Below are 21,435 nucleotides of genomic sequence, written 5' to 3'. Positions count from 1 at the left end.
AAAATGCGTAAAAGTGTGCTCCCTTTATGTACAAAAGCCCTATCGGGCTTGATGGTCTAAATCTGAAACTCAAGCAGTATAAGAAAAAACACCATGATTTGAAGGAAACACTGGGTCTAACCCTCCCAAAATATTTCCCACCGGAAGAGCAATACTAAGAAACGCCAAGACCATAGTTACCGAGATTAATGCCTTTTTCATTATGAAGCCCCCTTAATAAAATGGTTTGGTATTGCTCTTGCTGTGATGGTGTTGCCAAATCTCGATAAGTTTCAAACAGAGCAACCAATGTCCTGAAATCGGCATCCGCTTCTACACTGGCAGAGAATTGCAGAGAATCAAGGACATAATTTAAGGCAACAGAGTATTGCTTCTTCTTGAAATGGTAAATGGCCAACTGGTTGACCAGTTTTAAATAATATACGCGGTTTGCTCTATCTTCATAACCTTCAAATATCTTAATATCATCAGCAAAATCGTTCAGCAGGTCGTCTATATTCCAATTATTCAAGTTAGCCGCTTCGGCAATACCAACCAATCCTGGAAGTAGCTCCTCTTCATTGTCGTGAAGAAATTGAACGTACTCAGGCAAAAGTTCCCTTCTCCCCGAAAGTAATTCAATCGTAAATAAATTGGCCTTGGCGAGGAAACGGAATCTCTCTACTTCTTCGTGACCGCTCTGATCCAGCCCCATAAACCAGCCCATTTCGCTATACTTCATAATATAGTTTCTGGCTTCCTCATACTTTCCCATATTCTGATAGTAAATAGACTTCGCCAGATAACTGTAAGCATAATAAAACACTAGCGGGTGTTTGGTGTCCAATGTCTCATACTTGCCGTCTGCAGCATTTCTCAGTTGGGTGTGATACAGGCTTTCAGCCAACGTATGCAGATAATCTGCTACTTTGTTCGCTTCATCCCAATCATTATGTGTGTAGCTGATTCTAAACAACTCACAAGCTTTATCGAGTTCGTGGCTGTCCGACAACAAATAAATGGCTTCCCTTTGGTTCAGGACCTCTTCCACTAAAACCCGCCTCCCTATCCTGAAAATTGCGATTACCCCTTAGCACAGCGGCTACTCTTCAGGGTAGTTATGCTCTTAGCCTCCATTTTTTTGCATACCAGTATATTACAAATATAGTCAAAACCTAACTTGAAGTCAATTTAATCATCGCTACCTTCTTTTTTTGCAACCTTACATTGCTGTGTATGGTTATGGATTTTGCAAAATTCGATTCCAGTCGCTCCGAAGTGCAATATATAGACGAACTAAACCATTTCGATCTATATCTTGTTCATTGGAAGTCGCTTATGGGATTTTTGCAAAATCCTTGGTTACGAATAACCGACTCCCCTTATAGAAATAATGCTAAAGAAGACAAAATGCAGGCTCTCTCATGAATGGTTTTTATGATGCTATAGTATCGTCGGGGTAACTACGTTACGAATTAGTGCGTACTTTTCAATCGGATATCGGGGCCTTACAATCAAACCTGTGCATGAAACCAAAGTATAGAGTAATACTCAACAGAGCATGTACCTGTTCATCAAAATATAAATTCACTTAAGGAGTGAAGTTAATAACATGGAACTTCAATTGGCTTTAGACTTAGTAGATATCCCGCAAGGTATTGCATTGGTAAAAGAAGTAGAGTCGTATATTGATATCGTAGAAATCGGTACACCGATTGTCATCAATGAAGGACTTCATGCAGTAAAAGCAATGAAAGAAGCATTCCCGAATCTGAAAGTGCTGGCTGACCTGAAGGTTATGGATGCAGGGGGCTATGAAGTGCTAAAAGCTTCCGAGGCTGGTGCAGATATCGTTACGATTTTGGCTGTAGCTGAAGATGCAACAATTAAAGGTGCAGTAGAAGAAGCGAAAAAACAAGGCGGCAAAAAAATCCTGGTGGACATGATCGGTGTTAAAAACCTGGAGCAACGTGCAAAAGAAATCGACGCTCTGGGCGTTGACTACATCTGTGTGCATACAGGCTACGATCTGCAAGCTGAAGGACAGAGCCCGTTCGAAGCACTGCAAACCGTCAAAAAAGTCGTGAAAAACTCCAAAACTGCCGTGGCTGGCGGTATTAAACTGAGCACCTTGGCTGAGGTCGTAAAGGCTCAACCGGATCTGGTTATCGTCGGCGGTGGTATCACTGGCGAGGACGACAAAAAGGCTGTAGCTTCCCAAATGCAACAGCTCATCAAACAAGGTTAATCCCAATGGAAACCTCTCAATATTTATCCGAGGTACTCAAGGAGCTGCAATTGGTTCCACAATTGATCAGTGATACAGAATCGGAGCAGCTGATCCACTCCATCGCCGCTGCGAATAAGGTATTCGTGGCAGGTGCAGGCCGCTCAGGGTTCATGATTCGCTCGCTGGCGATGCGGCTGATGCATATGGGGGTTCAAGCTTACGTGGTCGGGGAAACCGTAACTCCTGGTTTGGGCGAGGGCGACCTACTCATTATTGGTTCAGGCTCTGGTGAAACCAAAAGCCTGACCTCCATGGCAGAAAAAGCAAAGAAACTTGGGGCCTCTCTAGCGCTTCTAACCACTTCCCCGGGTTCCACCATTGGCAAACTGGCCGATATCATCGTCAAGCTGCCTGGTGCGGCCAAGGACCCGTCCAACAAGGACTACCAAACGATTCAGCCTATGGGCTCATTGTTTGAGCAAACCCTGCTGTTATACGGTGACGCATTGGTACTCAGAACGATGGAGCTGCGCAAGCTGACCTCCAAATCTATGTTTGGCCAACACGCCAATTTGGAATAAAAATGTAATTCCTTTACGATAACAAAGCAGGCTGTCCTTTACATGTCACATGTGAAGGACAGCCTGCTTTTATGCTTGTATAAGGCGACGTTCGATACAGCATAGAATAAGGCAAAACAAGCCCGGCATGTATTCAAACCATTTATTCGCTGTTCCCTGCTGGCAACGACGGGACTTTGGACGGATCAGCAAGTGCCCAATAGGCATATTTGGCCTTTAACCGTTCGTCGAATAGTAGCGGCTTATCCAGCCGGGCTATCGGAAACGTGCTGAGCCACGTATTTCCATCATCCGTACCCCAAATCGTCACATTGCTGATATGATTCTGCTGCCTTGAAAACATATCGAACAGCGCCCGATAGCGGTGAGCCTGCCGGATCAGCATAGATTCTGGAATCGTTTCATAGCGATCTGTGTCATTGGAATAAAGACCCATATCCAGCTCGGTAATCTGATTATCCAGACCAAGCGAAGCAAACTTTTCTATGGACTGCTCAATCTCGCTAATAGCGGGAAACTCCAGGCGGATATGCGATTGGTGGCCTACCCCGTCAATCGGTACGCCTTTAGCGAGCAGATCACGTACCAAATTGTACAGAAAATCCCGTTTCTTCGGCTCATGTGTGTTGTAATCGTTAATGAATAGTCGTGCGTTCGGGCCCGCCGCTTCCCTCGTAACACGGAATGCTTTTTCAATATAATCAGTACCAGTAATCTGATACCACTTGCTGCGGCGCATGCCATCCGGCTGATCAGGATCAATGACCTCATTCACCACATCCCAATCGGTGATGACATTTTTATATCGGGCTGCAACAGCGCGAATATGCGTCTCCAGCCGATCCAGCAAAAGCTTTTTATTCTCAGCAGTCGGCGTCATCGGCTGTCCATTCTTATCCTTGAACATCCAATCTCCAGTTTGGTTATGCCACACCAAAGTATGGAAGCGAATCTCTAGTCCATGCTGTCTAGCAAACTGCACAATTTGGTCTGCTTCCTCCCAATGGAACTGTCCCTCGGACGGTTGTAAGGAGATTGGCTTCATCGCATTCCCTGCAACGACGCTGTTAAAATGCTTCTGTACCAACTCTCCGTAAGCCCCTTCGGTCTGGAAAGCTTCAATCGCCGTGCCAATGCTAAACTGTCCCCCATATAATCCATGCAAAGAAGGAATGTCCTTTTCAATAGCCAGCGGCGGTACAAGTGACAGCTCGAAATCATCCATATAAAAGGAAGACGTTCCTTCTGCCGTTTCCAAATACATAGAAACGGTGTCTGCATCATGCGCAAGCGTATACGTACCAGACAAATGCATCCATCCCCCTGTCGTAGTAGCCGTGTCGCCTACAACAGTTTCATACGCACTATCCCCTTGGTGATCACGCTGTATGCTGAGCCTCACCTTGGCAGGCTGCTCACCCAGCGCCAGCTTCACCCAGGCACTGACCGTATATCGGCTGCCCTTTTGCATCGTAGCAGTCACATCCAGCTTGGGGCCGGCATATGTCTTTTGTCTGCCTGTTGTCAGCAGACTGTATGAGCCGGTTCGTGCATCGGCATTCGAAACCTGCACGGTCTCGGCTCCCATACGGGACACCCATCCTTGAGCCGTACCATCTTCAAACCCGGATACGATACCATTGGCCGGCTCCGTTGGCGTCTTCGATACCTGTGTTATTTCTACCTCATCCACATAGTAGGCCTGCGCGGGATTCGAGCTTTCCACATACAGCTTCAATGCATCCATCCCCCCGGTAAAAGTATATTTCCCCTGAAGTTTGATCCACGATGTATCCGCCGTCTCCGTCTGCGCTACCGTCTTCCATGTCGTAGTCCCACCTGTCGGCTGCTGCTCCACTGTAAGTTTAACCATGCTCGGAACCGCAGAATGACCATCTAGCTTCACATAGCCACTAATTTCATACTCTACATCCGGCTGCAACAGCGACTTCACATCCAGCTCCGCCCCGTTCCAAGCCGCTGTGCGGGCGGTTGCCTTCAGACTGTGCGTGCCGCCATATGCTGCTTCCGTGACGGATGCAATTTGGGTATAAGTTCCCCGAGGCTTCCAGCCATCGCTGTTTCCTTGCTCAAATCCATACGTTCCAATGGTCTTATGGATATCACCCGCTGACAGCACCGTATCCGCAACGGGCGGGGAATGTTCTATAGACGTAGCTGCCTTCGCTACAGACGCTCCCCACCAACCAACAGGCGATAACAACAGCGCTCCAGCCAGCACCAGACAAAAAGGCTTAACCCAACATGGCCGCAAAGCAATCCCTCCCGCACTCAAATTTTTTGAATTCGTATTGGGCACCATTGGATTTCAGTTACTATCCTTTGACACCTCCCAAGGTCATACCCTTCACAAAGTATTTTTGCAAAAAAGGATAAACTAAAATAATAGGCACTGAAGCGACAATCGTCATCGTGGCCCGAATCGAGGTAGGCGTGACCGACTTCGCCAGATTTTCCGAACCAGCGAATTGGCTCGCATAGTCCTGAGTGTTAACAGACGTGTTGGAATTTTGCAGTATTTTCATCAGCTCATATTGAAGAGTGCTCCATTGCTCATATGACGAATTGTACAAAAACACATCGAACCAGGAATTCCATTGCGCGACCGCTGTAAACAGCGACACCGTCGCCAGTACGGGAACACACAGCGGCAAAACGATGCGCATAAAAGTGGCAAACTCCCCAGCCCCGTCAATACGCGCCGACTCTAAAATCCCTTCCGGCAATCCCTCAATAAAGGAGCGAATGACAATCACATTAAACACCCCGATCAATCCCGGCACGACATACACCCAGAAAGTCCCCAGCATCCCAAGCTCACGAATCAGGAGAAAGTTCGGAATCAATCCTCCGCTAAAATACATCGTTAAAATGAAAGCAATTGAAACGAATTTGCGCAGCACATATTCCGGCCGGCTGATCGTATACGCCACCATCGCGCAGCAAAACACAGAGGTCACCGTACCCGCAACCGTACGTAATACAGAAATCAGCGTAGCATGGAAAATCGTCGCTTCCTTGAACACATATTCATAATTACTCCACGTGAATTCACGCGGCCACAAATAGATCCCGCCCCGAATCGAATCATTCGCTTCATTCAACGAAACCGCCAGCGTATTTAAAAACGGATACAGCGTGAACACCATCAGACAGAGCATAAACACGATATTGCACGCATCAAAAATTCGATCCGAGGGGGCCCGAAATCGCCCGTGTACGGCCTTCCCTTTGCCCATGACTTCCGCTCCTTTCTAAAAAATAGTTTAGGCATTTGGATCGCGCACCCTCTGCTATCTCCTTCGAATAGCACAGTCCTAAAAAACAGCCTCTAATGGCGATAGCGAAGCTGAGCCAGCTATCATGACGCCCAAGGAAGCGCGAGTCACGCGTCTTCCTTAAGCTCTCCTCTTGCCACTACCCTCAGTTCTTAAAAAAGTGACTTTATGGCGGGCAACAGCGGAGCGGGCGGAATTGTTCTGAAGAAGCGGAGCGTTCGGCTAAAAGCTTTCCAGAGGAAAGCTCGCATCGTAAGCATAAGCTAGCCCCGGATTCCAGCCTCGAATGTTTTATGATAAAAAGGAATACGGGGATAACAGCGATCGGAAGAACAATCCGCACGCGAAGCGGCCGTCCCCCCACCATAACTCACTCTTTTCTCAGAACAATCTCTCCTCCCCTAACCGCTTCGCAATATGATTGGCGCTAAACAGTAAGATGAAGCTGACCACCGTTTTGAACATCCCCGCAGCAATGGAAAGCGAGAAATTACCCATCTGGATACCATATTTCAGCACGAAAATATCCAGATTCTCCGAGTAATCCACGTTCATACCGTTGCCCAGTAAGTATTGCGGCTCAAAGCCGGATTCCAGCAGATTGCCGATGTTCATAATGAGCAGGATGATAAATACAGGCTTCAATCCGGGTAATGTCACATGCCAAATTCGCTGAAAACGCCCTGCTCCATCCATCTCGGCCGCTTCATACTGCGAGGGATCAATCATCGTCATCGCGGCCAAATAAATGATGGTGTTCCAGCCGACATTTTTCCATACCTCCGATGCACCGAGAATGCCCCAAAAATAGCTTCCCTCGCCCAGCCACAGAATAGGCTCTTTAATCAACCCCAGCCACATCAGCACCTCATTGATGATGCCGCCATCCGCAGACAGCGCCGTACTGATGATGCTAGCCGCGACCACCCACGAAATAAAATGCGGTAGATAGCTGATCGTCTGTACCACCCGCTTAAATACGAGCTGGCGAAGCTCATTCAGCAAAATCGCTAATGTTATAGCGGTGACAAAGCCCAGCACCAGATTAATAAAGCTCATCGCCAGCGTATTGCGCATGACCCGCAGAAAGTGTTCATCCTGAAATAGAAAATGGAAATGTTTTAATCCGACCCATTGCTGATCGAGCAACTTGCGGGCAGGCTTAAAATCCTGAAAGGCAATTGTCCAGCCCCAGATGGGCAAATACTTGAAGATAAACAGCCAGATTAAAAAAGGGACGGACATCCATACCAGTGCCCGTTGCTGATTCAGCTTGTGCATAAATCCCCTAAAGCCGGTTCGCCGCGAGGGCGGCAACTGATCCGGGGAGATCGTGACTGCTGGTGGTGACGAGTGGCCCATAGCTGGTTCCTCCTTTATTTTTTACCGGGATTCTCGATTTTTTTGGCAACCTCCTTCGTGATCAGCTCCTCATACGCCTTTACATCCAGCTTGTTAAATTCAGTAGTGTATTCACTCCAAATCGCATCAAACTGCTCCGGTGCAGACAGCACCAAACGCGGGAAATATTTGCGCTGCAGGTCCCCCTTCTTTTGCTGGAAGAGCTGCGCAGGTGAACCTTGAGCAATTGGGATACTCCAGGCCGGATACCATGGGCGCTCGTCTGGTGCGGAAAACATTTGCGAGAAGGACTCTACACCATAGACTTTTAGTAGCTTTTTATCTCCCTCGGTGTAGGACATACGCGCAACCTCCGGCTGCCGTCCGGCACCAACGGAGTTGCCGTCAGGCAGGGTAGAACCGCTACCGTATCGCGGCCAACTGTATTCAAAATATTTGAACCCGAATGATTCGCGGAACGCGTCCTGACCAGTCTGCTTAATTTGCTCCTCAGTCCGGTAAAAGCGTCCTTTTTTATCTACATCATAGGTTTCTCCCTTGATTCCCCAGTTGGATAACACCTGGTTTTCGTCGGTCAGCAGGTTGTCAAAAAATTTGATGATACGTACCGGGTCCTTGGCACTGACCGTAATTCCTATGCCTCGGTTATTAACGAATGACGACGGATCAATGTACTGATCCTTTATATTCTGGTCGTATACAACAGGCAGCCCTATATACTCCATATCATCATTGCCCGATTGCTTGGAAGCCTCCTGCAGATTATTCAGGGCCTGCCCCGCCTGCCAGCGGTAGTCGAAAAAGCCCAGCACCTTACCCGAAGTCAGCTTCGCCAGATATTGATCGTAATTGTCCACAAAGGACGATTTATCAAATAGGCCTTCTACATTGAGCTGATTTAGCTCTTTCAGATACCGCTTTGTGATTTCCATATCTCCATAATCCGTGGCCCGGTGTGTTTTCATATCAATAATCGTGCCGCCATCATTCGGATAGCCTGCCAGATGCATCGGTGCGTTCGTAAGAGCATAAAACCTATCCTGCGTGGTTAACGCCAGGTACCCAGTCAATCCCTCATCTGCATGCTTTTTCGCATAGTTACGAATCAGGGCTAAATACTCGTCAAGTGTTTTGATTTTTGGATATCCCGCTTCTTTTAATACCCTGCGTTGCACCCAAAAGGCTCCTTGCTCTAAGTTAGGCGCAGGTAAATAATCGCCTACCACCGCACTGAGCGGCAGAAAGTAAATGTTCCCATCCTCTGCCTTCATCAAGTTGTAGTACGGTCCATATACACGCTTAATATTCGGTCCATACTTGTCGATCAAATCATTCAGGGGAATAAAAGCCCCGGCATCCAGCAGCTTATCGATCGTGCCATCCGGTACTATCACATCCGGGTAATCGTTACTGGCAATAAATGTACCGATCTTCGTATTGGAATCACCCACCAAATGCTCCAGCTTCCAGTTTACCCCCGTCTGATCCTCCAGGATTTTGCCGATCCGCGTTTCTTTGGTATTAATGTCCCTCCCCGCAGTGGCATTAAAATACGTGAATGTGACCTTCTCCTTGCTATCTCCTGACGCTGGCTCCTTGCCCGAGCTCCCTGAGCAAGCAGCGATCATAGACGCCATCATAACCATTACCAGAGTGATGATTCCGAACCTTTTGCTTGTCATGCCAGACCCTCCCCTTTCGTCCTCTTTTGTCGATTGTGTGTGAATATCGTGCGCACGTACCTCAAGCACTGAAAATCCCGCACTCCCTAAATTGTAAGCACTTTCATTTTATAAAATGCTGTTCATTTCGTTCACCTGTCAATCTAAAGGTGTTACTTAGAAAACTATAGGTAAAGGTCCTTCAAAGCAAAATAGGCGTTGCTGTCTACCCTCACTCCCGATCCGCAGGAATCCTAATTCGAATCTCCGTACCGTCGCCGGGTGCGCTGCGAATGGCAAGCTCAAAGCGGCTCCCGTAGTAAAGTTTTAGACGATAGATGACATTTTGTAGACCTATACGCTCACCCATTTCTTCCTGCCTTTGCATGTAACCATATAAGCGTTGTACCTGCTCCTCAGACATGCCCACCCCATCATCCCGAACCGTTAGAATCAGTTGTCCTTCCTCATGCTCAAAATGTATCTCAATGCGTCCCCCATGCTTTAGCGGCTCAATGCCGTGGATGCTTGCATTTTCAACCAGTGTCAGCGCGACCATTTTGGGAAGCAGATTGTCCAGGTCTTCAGAGCGCGCTTGCACTTCGTACTGTATTCGCTCACCAAAGCGATATTGCTGGATTTCCAGAAAACAACGGATCAGCTCCAGCTCCTCCCGCAAAGTAACCCGATCCTTGTTCCACACCAGCGAATTGCGGAAAATCCGTGCCATGTTATGAATAATGCGCGCTGTCTCATCCTCATGCTTCATCAAGCTCCGCATGCGAATCGTCTCCAGCGCATTGAACAGGAAATGCGGGTTGATCTGGCTGTGAAGTGCATTCAACTGGGCATGTCTGCGCTGAATTTCCAGATTTTTTCGCTGAATATCGGCCATATAAACATCGTTAATCAGTCGCTTTATTTTCAACGTCATTCGGTTAAACTCACCTGTTAATTGCCCGATTTCATCTCGCGACTCTGTACCGCGAATCAGCTCAAAATGCTGGTTTTTCACCTTCTTCATGTGCTTTAAAATACGATGAATCCTCACGTTCAACGAACGTGTAATCCAAATAATGATTAATGTAGGCAGCAGCATATTTACACAGGTTAACAAGAGCACAAAATTGCGAGATTCCTGCATTTCATACAGCACTGCATCTCTCGATACCGCAGCCACAATGCTCCAGCCATTCAGATTGCTCGTAAGCACATAATTCGTCTTGAACTCCATCGTGTCCTCGGGCAGCTTGAGAGTGTTATAGGCTACATGTTTGTGGTTTATATCCACTTTGGGGTCCGTTGTATATTCGATTCCCCCTCGTTCGTTCAGCAGAAAGAGACTTCCCTGCAAATTCAGGTTATTGAAAATCTCCCGAATGGACGACATTCGCAGTTCTATTTTCAGTATTTTTTCACGACCATTTTGGGAATAAAAGTAGTTCATCCGCCGAATCAGGCTAAAAGGGTACATCTGTTCACCTGTGCTGTCATCGGTACGTACAAATATAGGCTTGGACTGGCGTCCAGGCGAGATTTTGGTATACCAGGGCAAACTTCTGACTCCCTCATCTATAAAGCTGATTCCCCCGGAATTCAGCAGCGTTGAATTATTGGTGTAGATCGTAATTCCACCTACGGAATGGTATGCAGGACTGTAAGTGTTGTTCAAGATATGACGTAAATAAGAGTCATAAGCGGCGATATAGTCAGCAGGGTGGGGATATGTTTCTTCCAATACCTCATTGAGCTGATGATCAGTATAAAAGATAGACGAGATTTCCATCGCATCTTCAAATTCACGGTAAAATTCAATTTTAATCTGTTCCAGTGCGCGCGAAATATCCTGCATACGCTGTTCCTTCACGTTTTGCGAGGTGACATGGTAAAAAATCAGATTGGTCAGCACTACAGGCGTGAAAACACAGAGAAAATAAAGCAGCAGCATTTTATCCCGCAATCGCACATGATCAAGAGTCGTTCTCAGCATCTTCATTCGCTGGCCCTCTCTGGCTCGTCGCCAATACTCAGGCTATTGCGGTATTCACTAGGCGTGGCGTGCGCCATCTTTTCAAACTGGGTAACAAAATAGTCTGAACTGCCGAAGCCCACGCGCTCAGCAATTTCATAAATCCGCAGATCCGTCTGCCGCAACAAGCGTTTCGCCTCCTGAACACGCAATTTCAGCAGAAATTCGTTAAAGTACACACCATACGTTTTCCTGAACAATTGACCGAGGTATACCGGGTTCATGTAAAAGCGAGCCGCAATACTTTTCAGGCTTATATTCTCGGCGGCATGCTGCTCAATGTAAGCACGGATGTGCTGGATGCCTCCTTGCTGACAATCCTTGCGCAGAACCCCAATATACCTTCCACTTTCCTCTGCAAAAGCTGTAAACAATCGCTGTAGTTCACCCAGGGACAGGTTCATGTCCTGCCAGTTCATCATCGGTTCTAGTGACTGAAGTGAGCGCTCATTTCCCTGCATGTTTTGAATGACCCGAACGATACTAAGTAAGCATTGATGCAGACTCATTTTCATAGCCTCAGGTGCATAACACTCCTCCCGAAAACTACTAAATAAATAATCCACGGCCACACGCAGCTCATCCAACCGCAGTTCCTCAACTTGTTCCGTCAAGCGATCCAGTACGTCCTGAGGGATGGTCTTATAGTGAAGTGGTGGCATTCCCTCCCGTAGATATACAACAATACCGCTATTGTCATAAATGTATTTATGGAGCACTGCTTCCTTTGCACAGGCGTAGGACTGCTGGATATCCTGCAACCGATTCACAGGCTTTCCTGCATAAACGAAAACCCGACTTCCCAGCTGACCTTTTAGTGTCTTCATCCCCTCTATCTCTCGTTGTAGCGCTTTCATAAAAACTTCGACCTTGCCTTCAAAACACCCCAAAAAGAAGTCCGGTACGATAAGACCAATCCGGTTACGATGCTCATGAACATAGAGAGGGTACTTGCCATCCATTAAACGATGAAGCGCTTGCTCTATAAGCTCCCTGAACTGAAAAAGTGATAGCATGACACCATCGTCACCGGAGCGCCAGGGATGTTGGTCATTCAGCTCGACGAGTACATAGTACATATACGTGGCTTCCCCAAGCCGCAGCTGCTGCTCCCACTGTGTCACCACTACATCATCCACTGGGTTCATCATCACAGTCTCTAACAGCCCACCTGCATGGTGATTCTGATATCGTTGTGCATTCTGTTGTTCACGATGCAGTCTTTCACTCAGCTTGCGCAGTGTAGCCGAAAAGTCACCCTCATCAATCGGCTTAAGCATAAAATCATGAACCCCATAGCGGATTGCCTGCTGCGCATAAGCAAAATCACTATAACCGCTTAAGATAATAAACGCGGGATGTTCTGTACTCTGTTCGAGCACAGACCGGATCAGCTCTAATCCGTCCAGCACAGGCATACGAATATCGGTAATGACCAGGTCCGGGTGAATACGGCTGATTAGCTCCAGCGCATCCTCACCGTTATCAGCTTCTCCTACGATTTCAAAACCACAGGCTTGCCAATCCATGAGTTGAAGCAGCCCTTTGCGAGTAAAGGTTTCATCATCCACCACAATGGCTCGATGCAGCTTCATAACACGCTTCCTCCTTTTGAAGTATGCCTATTTTATTATTTTAGTTAACTATTCCAATGATCTCAGTCAATATGGTAATGTAAAACATCAGAAATTGGAAATTTTCGTTATACCTATTATATGACGAATAGAGGGGTGCAAAGCATGCGCACTCCAGCAGCCAAGCCAAAGCAGCAAATATACAAAAAGGAGACGAATCCCTGAATAGGGGTTCGTCTCCTTTTTTGCTATTGCGTAAAAAGCTTTTATTATTCTCTTATTCGTGAATTCAGGCTATCGCTCAGCGATGATACTGACCGCTTGCAGATGGTCGGCGTACTTTACAAACTGCTTGCGCATACCCATAACCCTTGTCCGGGCAGCATGGTTACGCATAAGGTTAAAGGCGATTTTTCCAAATCTCAACCAGCCCTCGTCCTGAATGATACGTGGCAGATGCAATAAGTGCATGGGAACCGTATAGATTTTAACGACCTTAAAGCCTTCCTCTTTCAGCAGCTGTTCCCACTCTGACACCGTCAACGGTGTCGCATTAACTCTCATGGCTGTAGCCAAATCCTTGTAAATTTGTTTTCTGAGCGCAGGCTCAATATGGTTAGAAGCAAGGCACATCTCATGAATAGCATACTTTCCGCCCGTTTTCAAAAGCCGCCTGGCTTCCGAAATAATCTGCGCTTTCTTGGCTCTTGTGTGCATCGTCAGCATGGCTTCCCCATATACCACCGTCGCAGAGGCATCCGGCAACGGAACCTGTTCAGCATCGGCAATAATAACTTCCCGGTTTGCTCCGCTTGCATACGTTTTTACGATAGAAGCCGCCTTCTCATTCTGTTCAATCGCAATATAACGACGGGGATTAAGCCGCAGTGTGATTTGGGCAGTTATACCCAATCCGGGGGCAAACTCAATAACCTCATCCTGCCCGGTTACGTCAAGTCCCTCTATCATCCAACGTGTTGTTTTTAACCCTCCGGGCCTAAGCACGCGCTTACCGAGACTTGCTAATATCCAGTGCCCTGGCACCTGTTTGTAATCTACTGTCTGCATTGGCTATTAACACCTCTCCTTAAAATTTGATAATGATATTCATTATCAATACGAGTGAAAAAAAATAACTATTTTCTTTTTTTTATATGAGCATGTTGCTGCTGTGTCCTCTTTTATATGTTCTGCGCATAGCTTTCACTTGGCGTTTGGGTCAACACTACATGCAGACTGGAATTCGCCTCTGCACCGCCACGATAGGAAAAGTGCTCATCTCCCGTAACATGAATGATATCCCCTTGGACAACTTCCGTTGCTTCGCCGTTCACAGTTACAGTCCCGCTGCCTTCAAGAACAAGCAAATATACATTCGCTCCTGGGTGATTATGTGTTGGTAGCTCGGCATTAGGAGTAAAGTTGAGAATAAAAATTACATTGTCGGCTTCCTTATGCACAATTCGTTTTGTAAACGCAGCTTCTTTATATTCCTGAAATTGAATGAGGTTTGATTTTTTCATATTAGTTCACGCTCCTGTTTGAAATTAAATTTGCTTAAGATGGATTAATACCTTTATTGTATTGGATTATTTCGCTCGCCTTGTGATTGCAATCACAAAACTAAATTTAAGTAAAAATACTTTTAAAATATTTAAAAATTTGATTTCAATCATCTTTTTCATCGACACATCCAACTAGAATCAAATTGTGTTAGATAAACAAAACAAGCAGGAGGTTATTCCATATGAAGCCTGGATTCAAGCTGGCAAAGGATATTTATTGGGTAGGAAAAATTGATGACCGTGAGGTACCCTTTCATCGTCTTACATTATCTAAGGGTACAACCTATAATGCATATCTATTGAAAACTGGAAAACCAACCATTGTGGATACCGTAGATATGGCGTTCGGTAGAGAATTTGCCGAAGCTGTAACCGAATTGATCGATCCATTGGATATTCAATATATCATCGTCAATCACACGGAACCAGATCACTCGGGCGGATTGGCGGCACTTGCTTCCAAGGCAACGAACGCTACGATTGTCTGCACTGAGATTGCCGTTCCGGAAATTCAACAAATGTACAAGCTTCAGCATCGCAACTTCCTCGTAATCAAGGATGGGGATCAACTGGACATTGGAGGCAAAACGCTGCTGTTCAAAGAAACTCCTTATCTGCATACGGAAGAAACCATGATTACGTATTGTATAGAAGATAAAATCTTGTTCCCTTGCGATATTTTCAGTACACACGTGGCTGTAGAGCATCTATTTGCCGATGAGGCTGGTTTTGATATCACCGAGGACTTTATCGGATACTATCAGGCTATTATTCATCCACATCGCAGATATGTGCGCACATTAATCGAAGCTGTTGCCGATCTGGAAATTGAGATGATTGCACCTTCCCACGGCTTCGCGATCCGACATGATATTGCCAAGTTTATTGATTTGTACGCCTCTATGAGTACCGAAACCAAGGAGGATAAAAAAGTAGCGATTGTCTATGCCACCCTCAAAAATAACACTAAAAAAATGGCAAACATCCTGAAAGACTGCTTTTTGGAGAACCAAATCAAGGTGGAGCTATGGGACGTGGATAAAGCGGATGGAACGGAAATATTGAAGAGTATTGCCTCAGCAGATGCTGTTTTCGTCGGTAGCTCTACCAAATATGCCGACATGACAGGCAAATTGGAAGACCTATTGCAACAAATGCAAAAGATGAATCTGGAAGGCAAGCTGGCTGCTGCCTTTGGTTCCTACGGCTGGAGCGGAGAAGCCATTGAAGTTGTACAGGATTACTTGAATGGTACTAATATGAAGGTCCAAAGCACTTCAGATGTAATCAAATCAACGGGTATGACCCATGTGGAATTCCCGGTACGTATTCGTTTCTCTCCTACAGAAGTTGAAAAAGTGAAAAAAATTAAAAATGCCGCTGAATTTGTCTCAGATCTACTGCTTAGTGTTATTTAAAACACAGTAGCGTATAGCGAATAGGAGAGATACTGAATGGGTAACCAACATTACGTTATTATCGGAGGCAGTGTCGCCGCCGTCAACGCGGCAAAAGCGATTAGAGATCATGATGATCTGGCCGAAATTTCTATTTACGGAGAGGAAGCATCCTTTCCGTATAACAGAGTTAAACTTTCCAAGGGACTATTCACTGATTTGCACAGTGACAAAATCCTGATCAAAAAGGAAAAATGGTTTGCCAATCAACGAATTCATGTGTATTCCGGCATCAGGATAACCGAGATACATCCTGAGGACTGTACTATCAAAACAATAGATGGACAAACCGTTGCTTATGACAAGCTGCTGCTGTGTACAGGAGCTCACAACCGTAAGCTTGTGCTGGATGGGGCTTCTCTAAGGAACGTTCACAATATCCGTTTTCGACAAGATGCAGATCGCCTTAAAGCGGAATTGCGACAGGGAGACCGGATATGTATCATCGGCGGCGGTATTCAAGGCGTGGAAACCGCCTGGTCCTTCCAGCAAGCAGGGTATGCTGTAACCATACTGGAAGCTTCGCATCGGCTTATTGCCCGTCAGCTAGATGAAAAGGCCTCCGCTATTTTGACCGATCGGATGACCGAACAGGGTACTCAAGTACACCTTGGGCAAGGCGTAAAACGTATTAAAGGCACAGATCACGTAGAAGGTGTGGAACTACAGGACGGCTCTGTTATCCCCTGCGAGCATGTCGTGTACTCTATCGGAATTGTACCGAATACGGAGCTTGCTTGCCAAATCGGCCTTGATATTGGACAAGGCATACTGGTGAATGCGCAGATGGAGACCAGCTCCGCCAATATCTATGCAGCAGGTGATGCAGCCGAATTTCAGAGTAGAGTAGATGGGTTATGGGAAAGCGCAATGGAGCAGGGAAAAATAGCAGGCGCTAATATGGCGGGCGCATCCGTCAGCTATCAGCGTCCCCTCCCTGTAACCCTTTCGAACTGCTATGAATCTCCTCTCTTTTCCATCGGTCTAGTAGATGAACAAGTCTGCGACACCAGCCTGATTACTAAAAATCAAGCTTCTTATACACGTATGTTCATACAAAACGGCTCTATCTGCGGCGTGATTGGCTTTGGAGATGCCCTTGCTTCACTACCATACAAAACAGCCATCATGCAGGGACTCAAACCGGACGCACCAGAGCTTACAAAAATTTTGAATGACAAGGAGAACTAGAGATGAAAAAATATGTATGTCAGCCCTGTGGATACATTTATGATCCTGCTATCGGTGACCCCGATGAAGACGTTATGCCCGGTACAGCGTTTGAGGATCTTCCAGAAGACTGGGTTTGTCCAGTCTGTGGTGAGGATCAAAGTCATTTTGCCCCAATAGATGATACAGAATAACAACCATGCGCTATAACCTGTAGTTTCCGGTTTATGAATGGAGTGAATGAATGTGAATGAGATGTCCTGCCCCTGCCAGTGCGAAAAGGAGCCCTGTGCCCGCAAAGTGCCTATCTTTTCCTCTTTGCCCTGCGAAGATTTGTGTAAGGTCAGCTCCATGATCCGACACCGAAAATATCAGAAAGGCGAGGCCTTGATTGTGGAGGAGCAGGCTTCCGATACGCTGTACATTATTAAAAGTGGACATGTGAAGCTGCTGAAAATGACACCTCAGGGGAAAGAACAAATTCTGCACATTCTGACAACTGGCGATTTTTTTGGCGAGTTGAACATATTTAACAGCGATGAGCTGAGTAACTTTAGTGCGTATGCCTTAAAAGATACTGATATTTGTATGCTCACCAAGGATGATATGGAGCAGTTGATCCGCGACAATCCCGATATCTCTTTGAAGCTGCTCAAAACCATTACTAAACGCTTGGCACATACCGAAAACCTGGCTCAAAGCCTAGCTACCAAAGACCCGGAAATCCGCATCGCCTATATGATTCTTGAGCTTGGACATAAATACGGCAAGCCGGATGGTTCCTACATTAAAATAAACCTCCCCCTTTCACGCGAGGAAATGGCTAATTATGTGGGTGTTACCCGCGAAACCATCAGTCGCAAATTCGGAAAATTTGAACAGCTGGGGATTATTCATAGCAAGGGTACAAGAGAGATTACCATCTGCGATGTACAGAAACTGAACGAATATATGGATTGAGACACATAGATACAATGTTACTCTAACATGAGGACAACAAAAAACCGCTTCTTTAACTTATGGATTGTAGTTGATCTATCAACCACTTCCATTTCGTTAAGGGGCGGTTTTTACCGTATTTTATACTCCACTAACTATCAATTGTTGTGTTCACACTTGGGGAAGACGCACCCCATATAAGTTTCCCTGAAGGTGACTCCGATGGAAGCATGTCCTTGGGAGGGGCAGTCTCAATCGTGGTCGATTTGGAGCAATCCCACACTACTTTGACCAAATACCCAAACAACAACACATTCAACAATGATGTCACACACAAAATAATACCGTATTGATCCCGAGAGTTGGAGCTATAGAAAATATCGAAGGTGTTTAGGAAAATCGTAAGACTGAATCCACCCGCAAGCCACAAAAATCTGCGGTCTCGTAAATACAGATACGCCAGTACAGCTAACGCGGCCGCAGGGAACAAGTACCGTTCATGCATGCTGGAAGCGAAGGTAAATACACCTGCAATGAGCACCAGTGCAGCTGCCGCTGTAAATTGTGGTTTGCGACTGCGGATATACATCCACCACGTAAACAGAGTCACCAGCACAATGCAGATCATACCCCATGTATGGTAACTGAACAGGAACAATGTTGTAGTGTCCTGCGTATAATTGCCACCGATCAGTGCAAAGAAATTATATGCGTTCACCGAAGCATACGGATACTCGCCGACCGTTCCCTTGTATAGGTCAAGTAGCCATAACGGCTCCTGCCCCCACGAAAATGGTAATATGACCAGAATGGTCGTCACAACGGCACCGCCAATGGACAACAGCCAAGGCTGTATTTTACGTTGTCTCAGCAGCTCAAAGAACAAAACAGGCCCATAAATAATTCCCTGCGGCTTCATCAATACGGCTACCGTAAACAATACGGCTGACCAGCCGACCCGGTTTTCCACAAGCAGCACAATCATGCCCACAATCAGCATAGTAAAGAAAGAATCCACCTGCCCCCAGAAGGTCGAATTGATAAATACAGCTGGGTTAAACACGTAGAATATAGCCAATCCAAGGCTTATTCCATAGCCGACCCGTTTGCTTGCCAACCGGTACAGCATGTACGCTGTCACGATATCGGCTAATATATTGGGAAGCCGCAGCAGTACGGACATGTAGGGACTGAAAGCATCCGTAGAGCCGATTTGACCGATCACATATAAAATATAAATATAGAACGGCGGATAATCACTTGATCCGTTCGTGTAAAAGCCCGATAAGCTATCCGCTGCTGTCGTAGCCCAGTTCCGGAATAGCATTAAATCCATATGACCCGAGATCCATGGGGCGATCGCCATTCTTAAAAAGAACCCCACACCCAGCACTGTCCACAGCATCAGTCCCCGATTACGTTCCCCGAGCTTCCATTCACGAGCCCGAAAACGGTATGCAATAAACACGAATGCACCGAAGAACAAAGCGGCGAAAATCGCCAGCGGAGTAGCATAAGCAGATGAGGAGTTGCCACTTCTTCCACCACCCATACCACCGCCAGGACCGCCCATGCCAGATCCGTTACCAGACATGCCACCGGGCCCTCTGTGCTGTCCGTCTCTGGCAACACCACTGCCGCCCGAAGACGTATCATTCCCGGCCGTTGTACCTTTGTCACCCGATGTCGATGTTCCCTCAGTGGAGGAGTTGGTAGTTTGCTCTGTCGTCCCCTGATACTGTCCTACATTTCCTGCTCCACGGTTCCCCGCGGTCTGACCGTCAGAAGGACGTTGCCCCGGTCCTCCCATACCTCCACCAGGTCCGCTTCCTCCTCCGAACCCGCCGGATGGGCCCTGTCTAACAGCCGCAGACTGGGACGCAGAACTACCTGAATAACTCCATAACGAAACGACACTAGCGACAGCAAACAATATGAGACTAAATAGAAGTATATATTTCAGACCGTTCGCTTTCCAAACGTTCAAATCCGATGCACCTCTCTCTGTTTCTATTTTCCCATATTGTATCTGCCTTAGCTTAGGACTTTGTGAGTTCTGGCTGAATGTTGGCTGAATACCGAATCATCACACTGAAGTTTGTCGTTCCAGCTCCATAATCGCCCTTTCCAGCTGAGATTGTGGATGCTTCAGCATGTTACCGTGACCGACAGCTAATAAAGATGGATTGAAACTCACCAGCTTTTTGGCGCTTTTCAGCGAAAATCCCTTGTTCCAGGTAGCCAGTGCCGGAAAAGGAAACAGCGGCTTAAGCCTTCCCGATACCGCTATACCACCTCGGGTCTGGAAGGCGTCGCCTGCAATCAACGCACGGGTACGAGTATCCAAAAATGCCATCGAGCCCGGCGTATGTCCTGGTGCGCTGATCGCCAACAGCGAACCTACATGATCCCCATCCTCCAGTAAAACGTCAGGCTGGGTAAGGATATGCTTCGGTACATCGCCTCGAATAGGAGTATCCGGTTCTCCTGCCTCCAACGATACATCGCCCTGTAGCAGCGGTGCGTCCCGCCTTGAAATGAACACTTGCGCGTCAGGATACCTTGCCTTGAGCTTATCCAACGCACCCACATGATCCCCATGGGCATGGGTAAGTACAATTCGAATAATCGGCTGCCCGATCTGCGCCGCAGCCTGCGCTATACCACGGGTACTGTATGGCAATCCGGCATCTACCAAGGTGAGCCCCTCTTTCTCCTCCACCAAATAACAGTTCACTGGGAACAGCCGGGGCATAAACGTCAATTGATACACATGCTGCACCTGAACAATACGCATTTTAGCTCATCTCCTTGTCTTAATTATAAACTAATCATATTAGTATTATAAATAATATAATTAGTTTTAAGCAAATATTTTTGCTGCTATTCAGCCGGAGTTGGAGCTGGAACTGCTACGGGGACGATCATACTGAGAAAACAGCAAAAAGCATCCCCAGGACTCTGCCCCCGGGGATGCCTCTCACAACAAGAATTAACCTTTTCCTCCTGTTATTAATAACGAAGCCTTCTTGGCTATTTCCTCTTTATCAAACGGAGTATTTCCAGATGCCCATAAATAACCAGCCTCATGTATGATATTGGCATAAATAGGTACATAAAAACTCTTCTCTGAGTCTGTACATATGTTATCTAAACTTTTCACTAAATATTTTTTCAGCTCAATTAACATTTTTTCTTTCAACAGAGGCGCAAGACTTAAATAGCTACGGCGACATTGAATTTTCGGTTGTTGATGAAAGTCACATACTGCTAGAACGAGTTGATTTATGGTGTCCTGATCGAACTCTACTACTCCTAATGTTCGTTTTTCAATGACGTTCGAAGCAGAGTCGTCAATCATGTAATCCAACATTTCGTACTTATCATTAAAATGTGCATAAAATGTAGCACGATTCACTTGGGCCCCTTTTGTTAGATCTGCTATTGTTATCTTTTCAAAATCCTTTTCATTCACTAAATTAACAAAAGCGTTAATCAACGATCTCTTTGTATGTGTCATTCGCATATTTTTTACTTTTGTCCCCACGTTCTGCCCTCCTTATTTGGCACATTTCAATTTTTGTTTCTA

Annotated in this window: 18 protein-coding genes; 6 read left to right on the top strand and 12 right to left on the bottom strand. The window is 46.3% G+C overall.

Translation table 11 applies throughout. The features are described from left to right. Positions 1 to 154: 154 nt before the first annotated feature. Entirely contained in the window at positions 155 to 1,030 is an 876-nt protein-coding gene (locus tag NSS66_RS11335) for a hypothetical protein (RefSeq protein ID WP_023990907.1), read from the bottom strand. Between the two features lie 561 nt (positions 1,031 to 1,591). Here NSS66_RS11335 and hxlA point away from each other — a divergent pair. Both hxlA and hxlB read left to right on the top strand, forming a co-directional pair. Further along, entirely contained in the window at positions 1,592 to 2,227 is a 636-nt protein-coding gene (gene hxlA, locus NSS66_RS11330; RefSeq protein ID WP_013312540.1) for a 3-hexulose-6-phosphate synthase, read from the top strand. 5 nt (positions 2,228 to 2,232) lie between these two features. Beyond that, entirely contained in the window at positions 2,233 to 2,790 is a 558-nt protein-coding gene (gene hxlB / locus NSS66_RS11325) for a 6-phospho-3-hexuloisomerase (RefSeq protein ID WP_264454407.1), read from the top strand. 142 nt (positions 2,791 to 2,932) lie between these two features. Here the strand turns inward: hxlB and NSS66_RS11320 are convergent, their stop codons facing one another. The 8 genes from NSS66_RS11320 to NSS66_RS11285 form a co-directional block, all read right to left on the bottom strand. Then, a complete protein-coding gene (locus NSS66_RS11320) occupies positions 2,933 to 5,065 on the bottom strand; it encodes an endo-1,4-beta-xylanase (RefSeq protein ID WP_340958952.1) in 2,133 nt (710 codons plus the stop codon). 61 nt (positions 5,066 to 5,126) lie between these two features. Beyond that, positions 5,127 to 6,050, bottom strand: coding sequence for a carbohydrate ABC transporter permease (locus NSS66_RS11315; protein ID WP_028540826.1), 924 nt, complete (start codon positions 6,048 to 6,050; stop codon positions 5,127 to 5,129). A 420-nt stretch (positions 6,051 to 6,470) separates the two neighbouring features. After that, entirely contained in the window at positions 6,471 to 7,451 is a 981-nt protein-coding gene (locus tag NSS66_RS11310) for an ABC transporter permease (protein ID WP_023990911.1), read from the bottom strand. Positions 7,452 to 7,465: 14 nt separating this feature from the next. Next, entirely contained in the window at positions 7,466 to 9,133 is a 1,668-nt protein-coding gene (locus tag NSS66_RS11305) for an ABC transporter substrate-binding protein (protein WP_023990912.1), read from the bottom strand. Positions 9,134 to 9,344: 211 nt separating this feature from the next. Continuing rightward, positions 9,345 to 11,108 (bottom strand): sensor histidine kinase, encoded by a 1,764-nt coding sequence (locus tag NSS66_RS11300; protein WP_264454406.1) that lies wholly within the window; start codon positions 11,106 to 11,108, stop codon positions 9,345 to 9,347. Next, positions 11,105 to 12,736, bottom strand: coding sequence for a response regulator transcription factor (locus NSS66_RS11295; RefSeq protein ID WP_264454405.1), 1,632 nt, complete (start codon positions 12,734 to 12,736; stop codon positions 11,105 to 11,107). Before NSS66_RS11295 ends, NSS66_RS11300 begins: the two co-directional genes overlap by 4 nt. 273 nt (positions 12,737 to 13,009) lie before the next feature. Beyond that, positions 13,010 to 13,783, bottom strand: coding sequence for a class I SAM-dependent methyltransferase (locus tag NSS66_RS11290; protein WP_028540834.1), 774 nt, complete (start codon positions 13,781 to 13,783; stop codon positions 13,010 to 13,012). A gap of 113 nt (positions 13,784 to 13,896) precedes the next feature. Further along, a complete protein-coding gene (locus tag NSS66_RS11285) occupies positions 13,897 to 14,238 on the bottom strand; it encodes a cupin domain-containing protein (RefSeq protein ID WP_025721355.1) in 342 nt (113 codons plus the stop codon). Positions 14,239 to 14,462: 224 nt separating this feature from the next. On the opposite strand from NSS66_RS11285, the gene NSS66_RS11280 reads away from it, so the two are divergent. The 4 genes from NSS66_RS11280 to NSS66_RS11265 all read left to right on the top strand — a co-directional run bounded on the left by NSS66_RS11280 (position 14,463) and on the right by NSS66_RS11265 (position 17,867). Next, entirely contained in the window at positions 14,463 to 15,698 is a 1,236-nt protein-coding gene (locus NSS66_RS11280; protein ID WP_340958951.1) for an FprA family A-type flavoprotein, read from the top strand. A 36-nt stretch (positions 15,699 to 15,734) separates the two neighbouring features. Further along, positions 15,735 to 16,928, top strand: a complete 1,194-nt coding sequence (locus NSS66_RS11275; protein WP_340958950.1) for an NAD(P)/FAD-dependent oxidoreductase — start codon at positions 15,735 to 15,737, stop codon at positions 16,926 to 16,928. Between the two features lie 2 nt (positions 16,929 to 16,930). Beyond that, on the top strand, positions 16,931 to 17,101 hold the full coding sequence (gene rd / locus NSS66_RS11270) for a rubredoxin (protein WP_007432984.1): 171 nt from the start codon (positions 16,931 to 16,933) through the stop codon (positions 17,099 to 17,101). Between the two features lie 61 nt (positions 17,102 to 17,162). Then, positions 17,163 to 17,867, top strand: coding sequence for a Crp/Fnr family transcriptional regulator (locus tag NSS66_RS11265; protein ID WP_340959096.1), 705 nt, complete (start codon positions 17,163 to 17,165; stop codon positions 17,865 to 17,867). A gap of 130 nt (positions 17,868 to 17,997) precedes the next feature. On the opposite strand, the gene NSS66_RS11260 is transcribed toward NSS66_RS11265, so the two are convergent. The 3 genes from NSS66_RS11260 to NSS66_RS11250 all read right to left on the bottom strand — a co-directional run bounded on the left by NSS66_RS11260 (position 17,998) and on the right by NSS66_RS11250 (position 21,393). Next, positions 17,998 to 19,656, bottom strand: coding sequence for a glycosyltransferase 87 family protein (locus NSS66_RS11260; RefSeq protein ID WP_340959095.1), 1,659 nt, complete (start codon positions 19,654 to 19,656; stop codon positions 17,998 to 18,000). Between the two features lie 276 nt (positions 19,657 to 19,932). Then, the gene (locus NSS66_RS11255) at positions 19,933 to 20,643 is read right to left on the bottom strand and encodes an MBL fold metallo-hydrolase (RefSeq protein WP_075154919.1); all 711 of its coding nucleotides are present in this window, start codon (positions 20,641 to 20,643) and stop codon (positions 19,933 to 19,935) included. Between the two features lie 195 nt (positions 20,644 to 20,838). After that, positions 20,839 to 21,393, bottom strand: coding sequence for a TetR/AcrR family transcriptional regulator (locus NSS66_RS11250; RefSeq protein ID WP_023990922.1), 555 nt, complete (start codon positions 21,391 to 21,393; stop codon positions 20,839 to 20,841). Positions 21,394 to 21,435: the final 42 nt, after the last annotated feature.

The organism is Paenibacillus sp. FSL R10-2748, from assembly GCF_038005565.1.
In the GTDB taxonomy this organism is placed as follows: domain Bacteria; phylum Bacillota; class Bacilli; order Paenibacillales; family Paenibacillaceae; genus Paenibacillus; species Paenibacillus polymyxa_B.
Note: the sequence above shows the minus strand (reverse complement) of the source record. Positions and strands in the feature narration are given on the sequence as shown.

Bases quoted from the DNA above. Each gene is read 5' to 3' on its own strand.
- NSS66_RS11260 (WP_340959095.1), bottom strand. From the start codon at position 19,656: ATGGGAGGACCGGGGCAACGTCCTTCTGACGGTCAGACCGCGGGGAAC.
- NSS66_RS11310 (WP_023990911.1), bottom strand. From the start codon at position 7,451: ATGGGCCACTCGTCACCACCAGCAGTCACGATCTCCCCGGATCAGTTG.
- rd (WP_007432984.1), top strand. From the start codon at position 16,931: ATGAAAAAATATGTATGTCAGCCCTGTGGATACATTTATGATCCTGCT.
- NSS66_RS11300 (WP_264454406.1), bottom strand. From the start codon at position 11,108: ATGAAGATGCTGAGAACGACTCTTGATCATGTGCGATTGCGGGATAAA.
- NSS66_RS11295 (WP_264454405.1), bottom strand. From the start codon at position 12,736: ATGAAGCTGCATCGAGCCATTGTGGTGGATGATGAAACCTTTACTCGC.
- hxlA (WP_013312540.1), top strand. From the start codon at position 1,592: ATGGAACTTCAATTGGCTTTAGACTTAGTAGATATCCCGCAAGGTATT.
- NSS66_RS11285 (WP_025721355.1), bottom strand. From the start codon at position 14,238: ATGAAAAAATCAAACCTCATTCAATTTCAGGAATATAAAGAAGCTGCG.
- NSS66_RS11275 (WP_340958950.1), top strand. From the start codon at position 15,735: ATGGGTAACCAACATTACGTTATTATCGGAGGCAGTGTCGCCGCCGTC.
- hxlB (WP_264454407.1), top strand. From the start codon at position 2,233: ATGGAAACCTCTCAATATTTATCCGAGGTACTCAAGGAGCTGCAATTG.
- NSS66_RS11265 (WP_340959096.1), top strand. From the start codon at position 17,163: ATGTCCTGCCCCTGCCAGTGCGAAAAGGAGCCCTGTGCCCGCAAAGTG.
- NSS66_RS11280 (WP_340958951.1), top strand. From the start codon at position 14,463: ATGAAGCCTGGATTCAAGCTGGCAAAGGATATTTATTGGGTAGGAAAA.
- NSS66_RS11305 (WP_023990912.1), bottom strand. From the start codon at position 9,133: ATGACAAGCAAAAGGTTCGGAATCATCACTCTGGTAATGGTTATGATG.
- NSS66_RS11315 (WP_028540826.1), bottom strand. From the start codon at position 6,050: ATGGGCAAAGGGAAGGCCGTACACGGGCGATTTCGGGCCCCCTCGGAT.
- NSS66_RS11290 (WP_028540834.1), bottom strand. From the start codon at position 13,783: ATGCAGACAGTAGATTACAAACAGGTGCCAGGGCACTGGATATTAGCA.
- NSS66_RS11255 (WP_075154919.1), bottom strand. From the start codon at position 20,643: ATGCGTATTGTTCAGGTGCAGCATGTGTATCAATTGACGTTTATGCCC.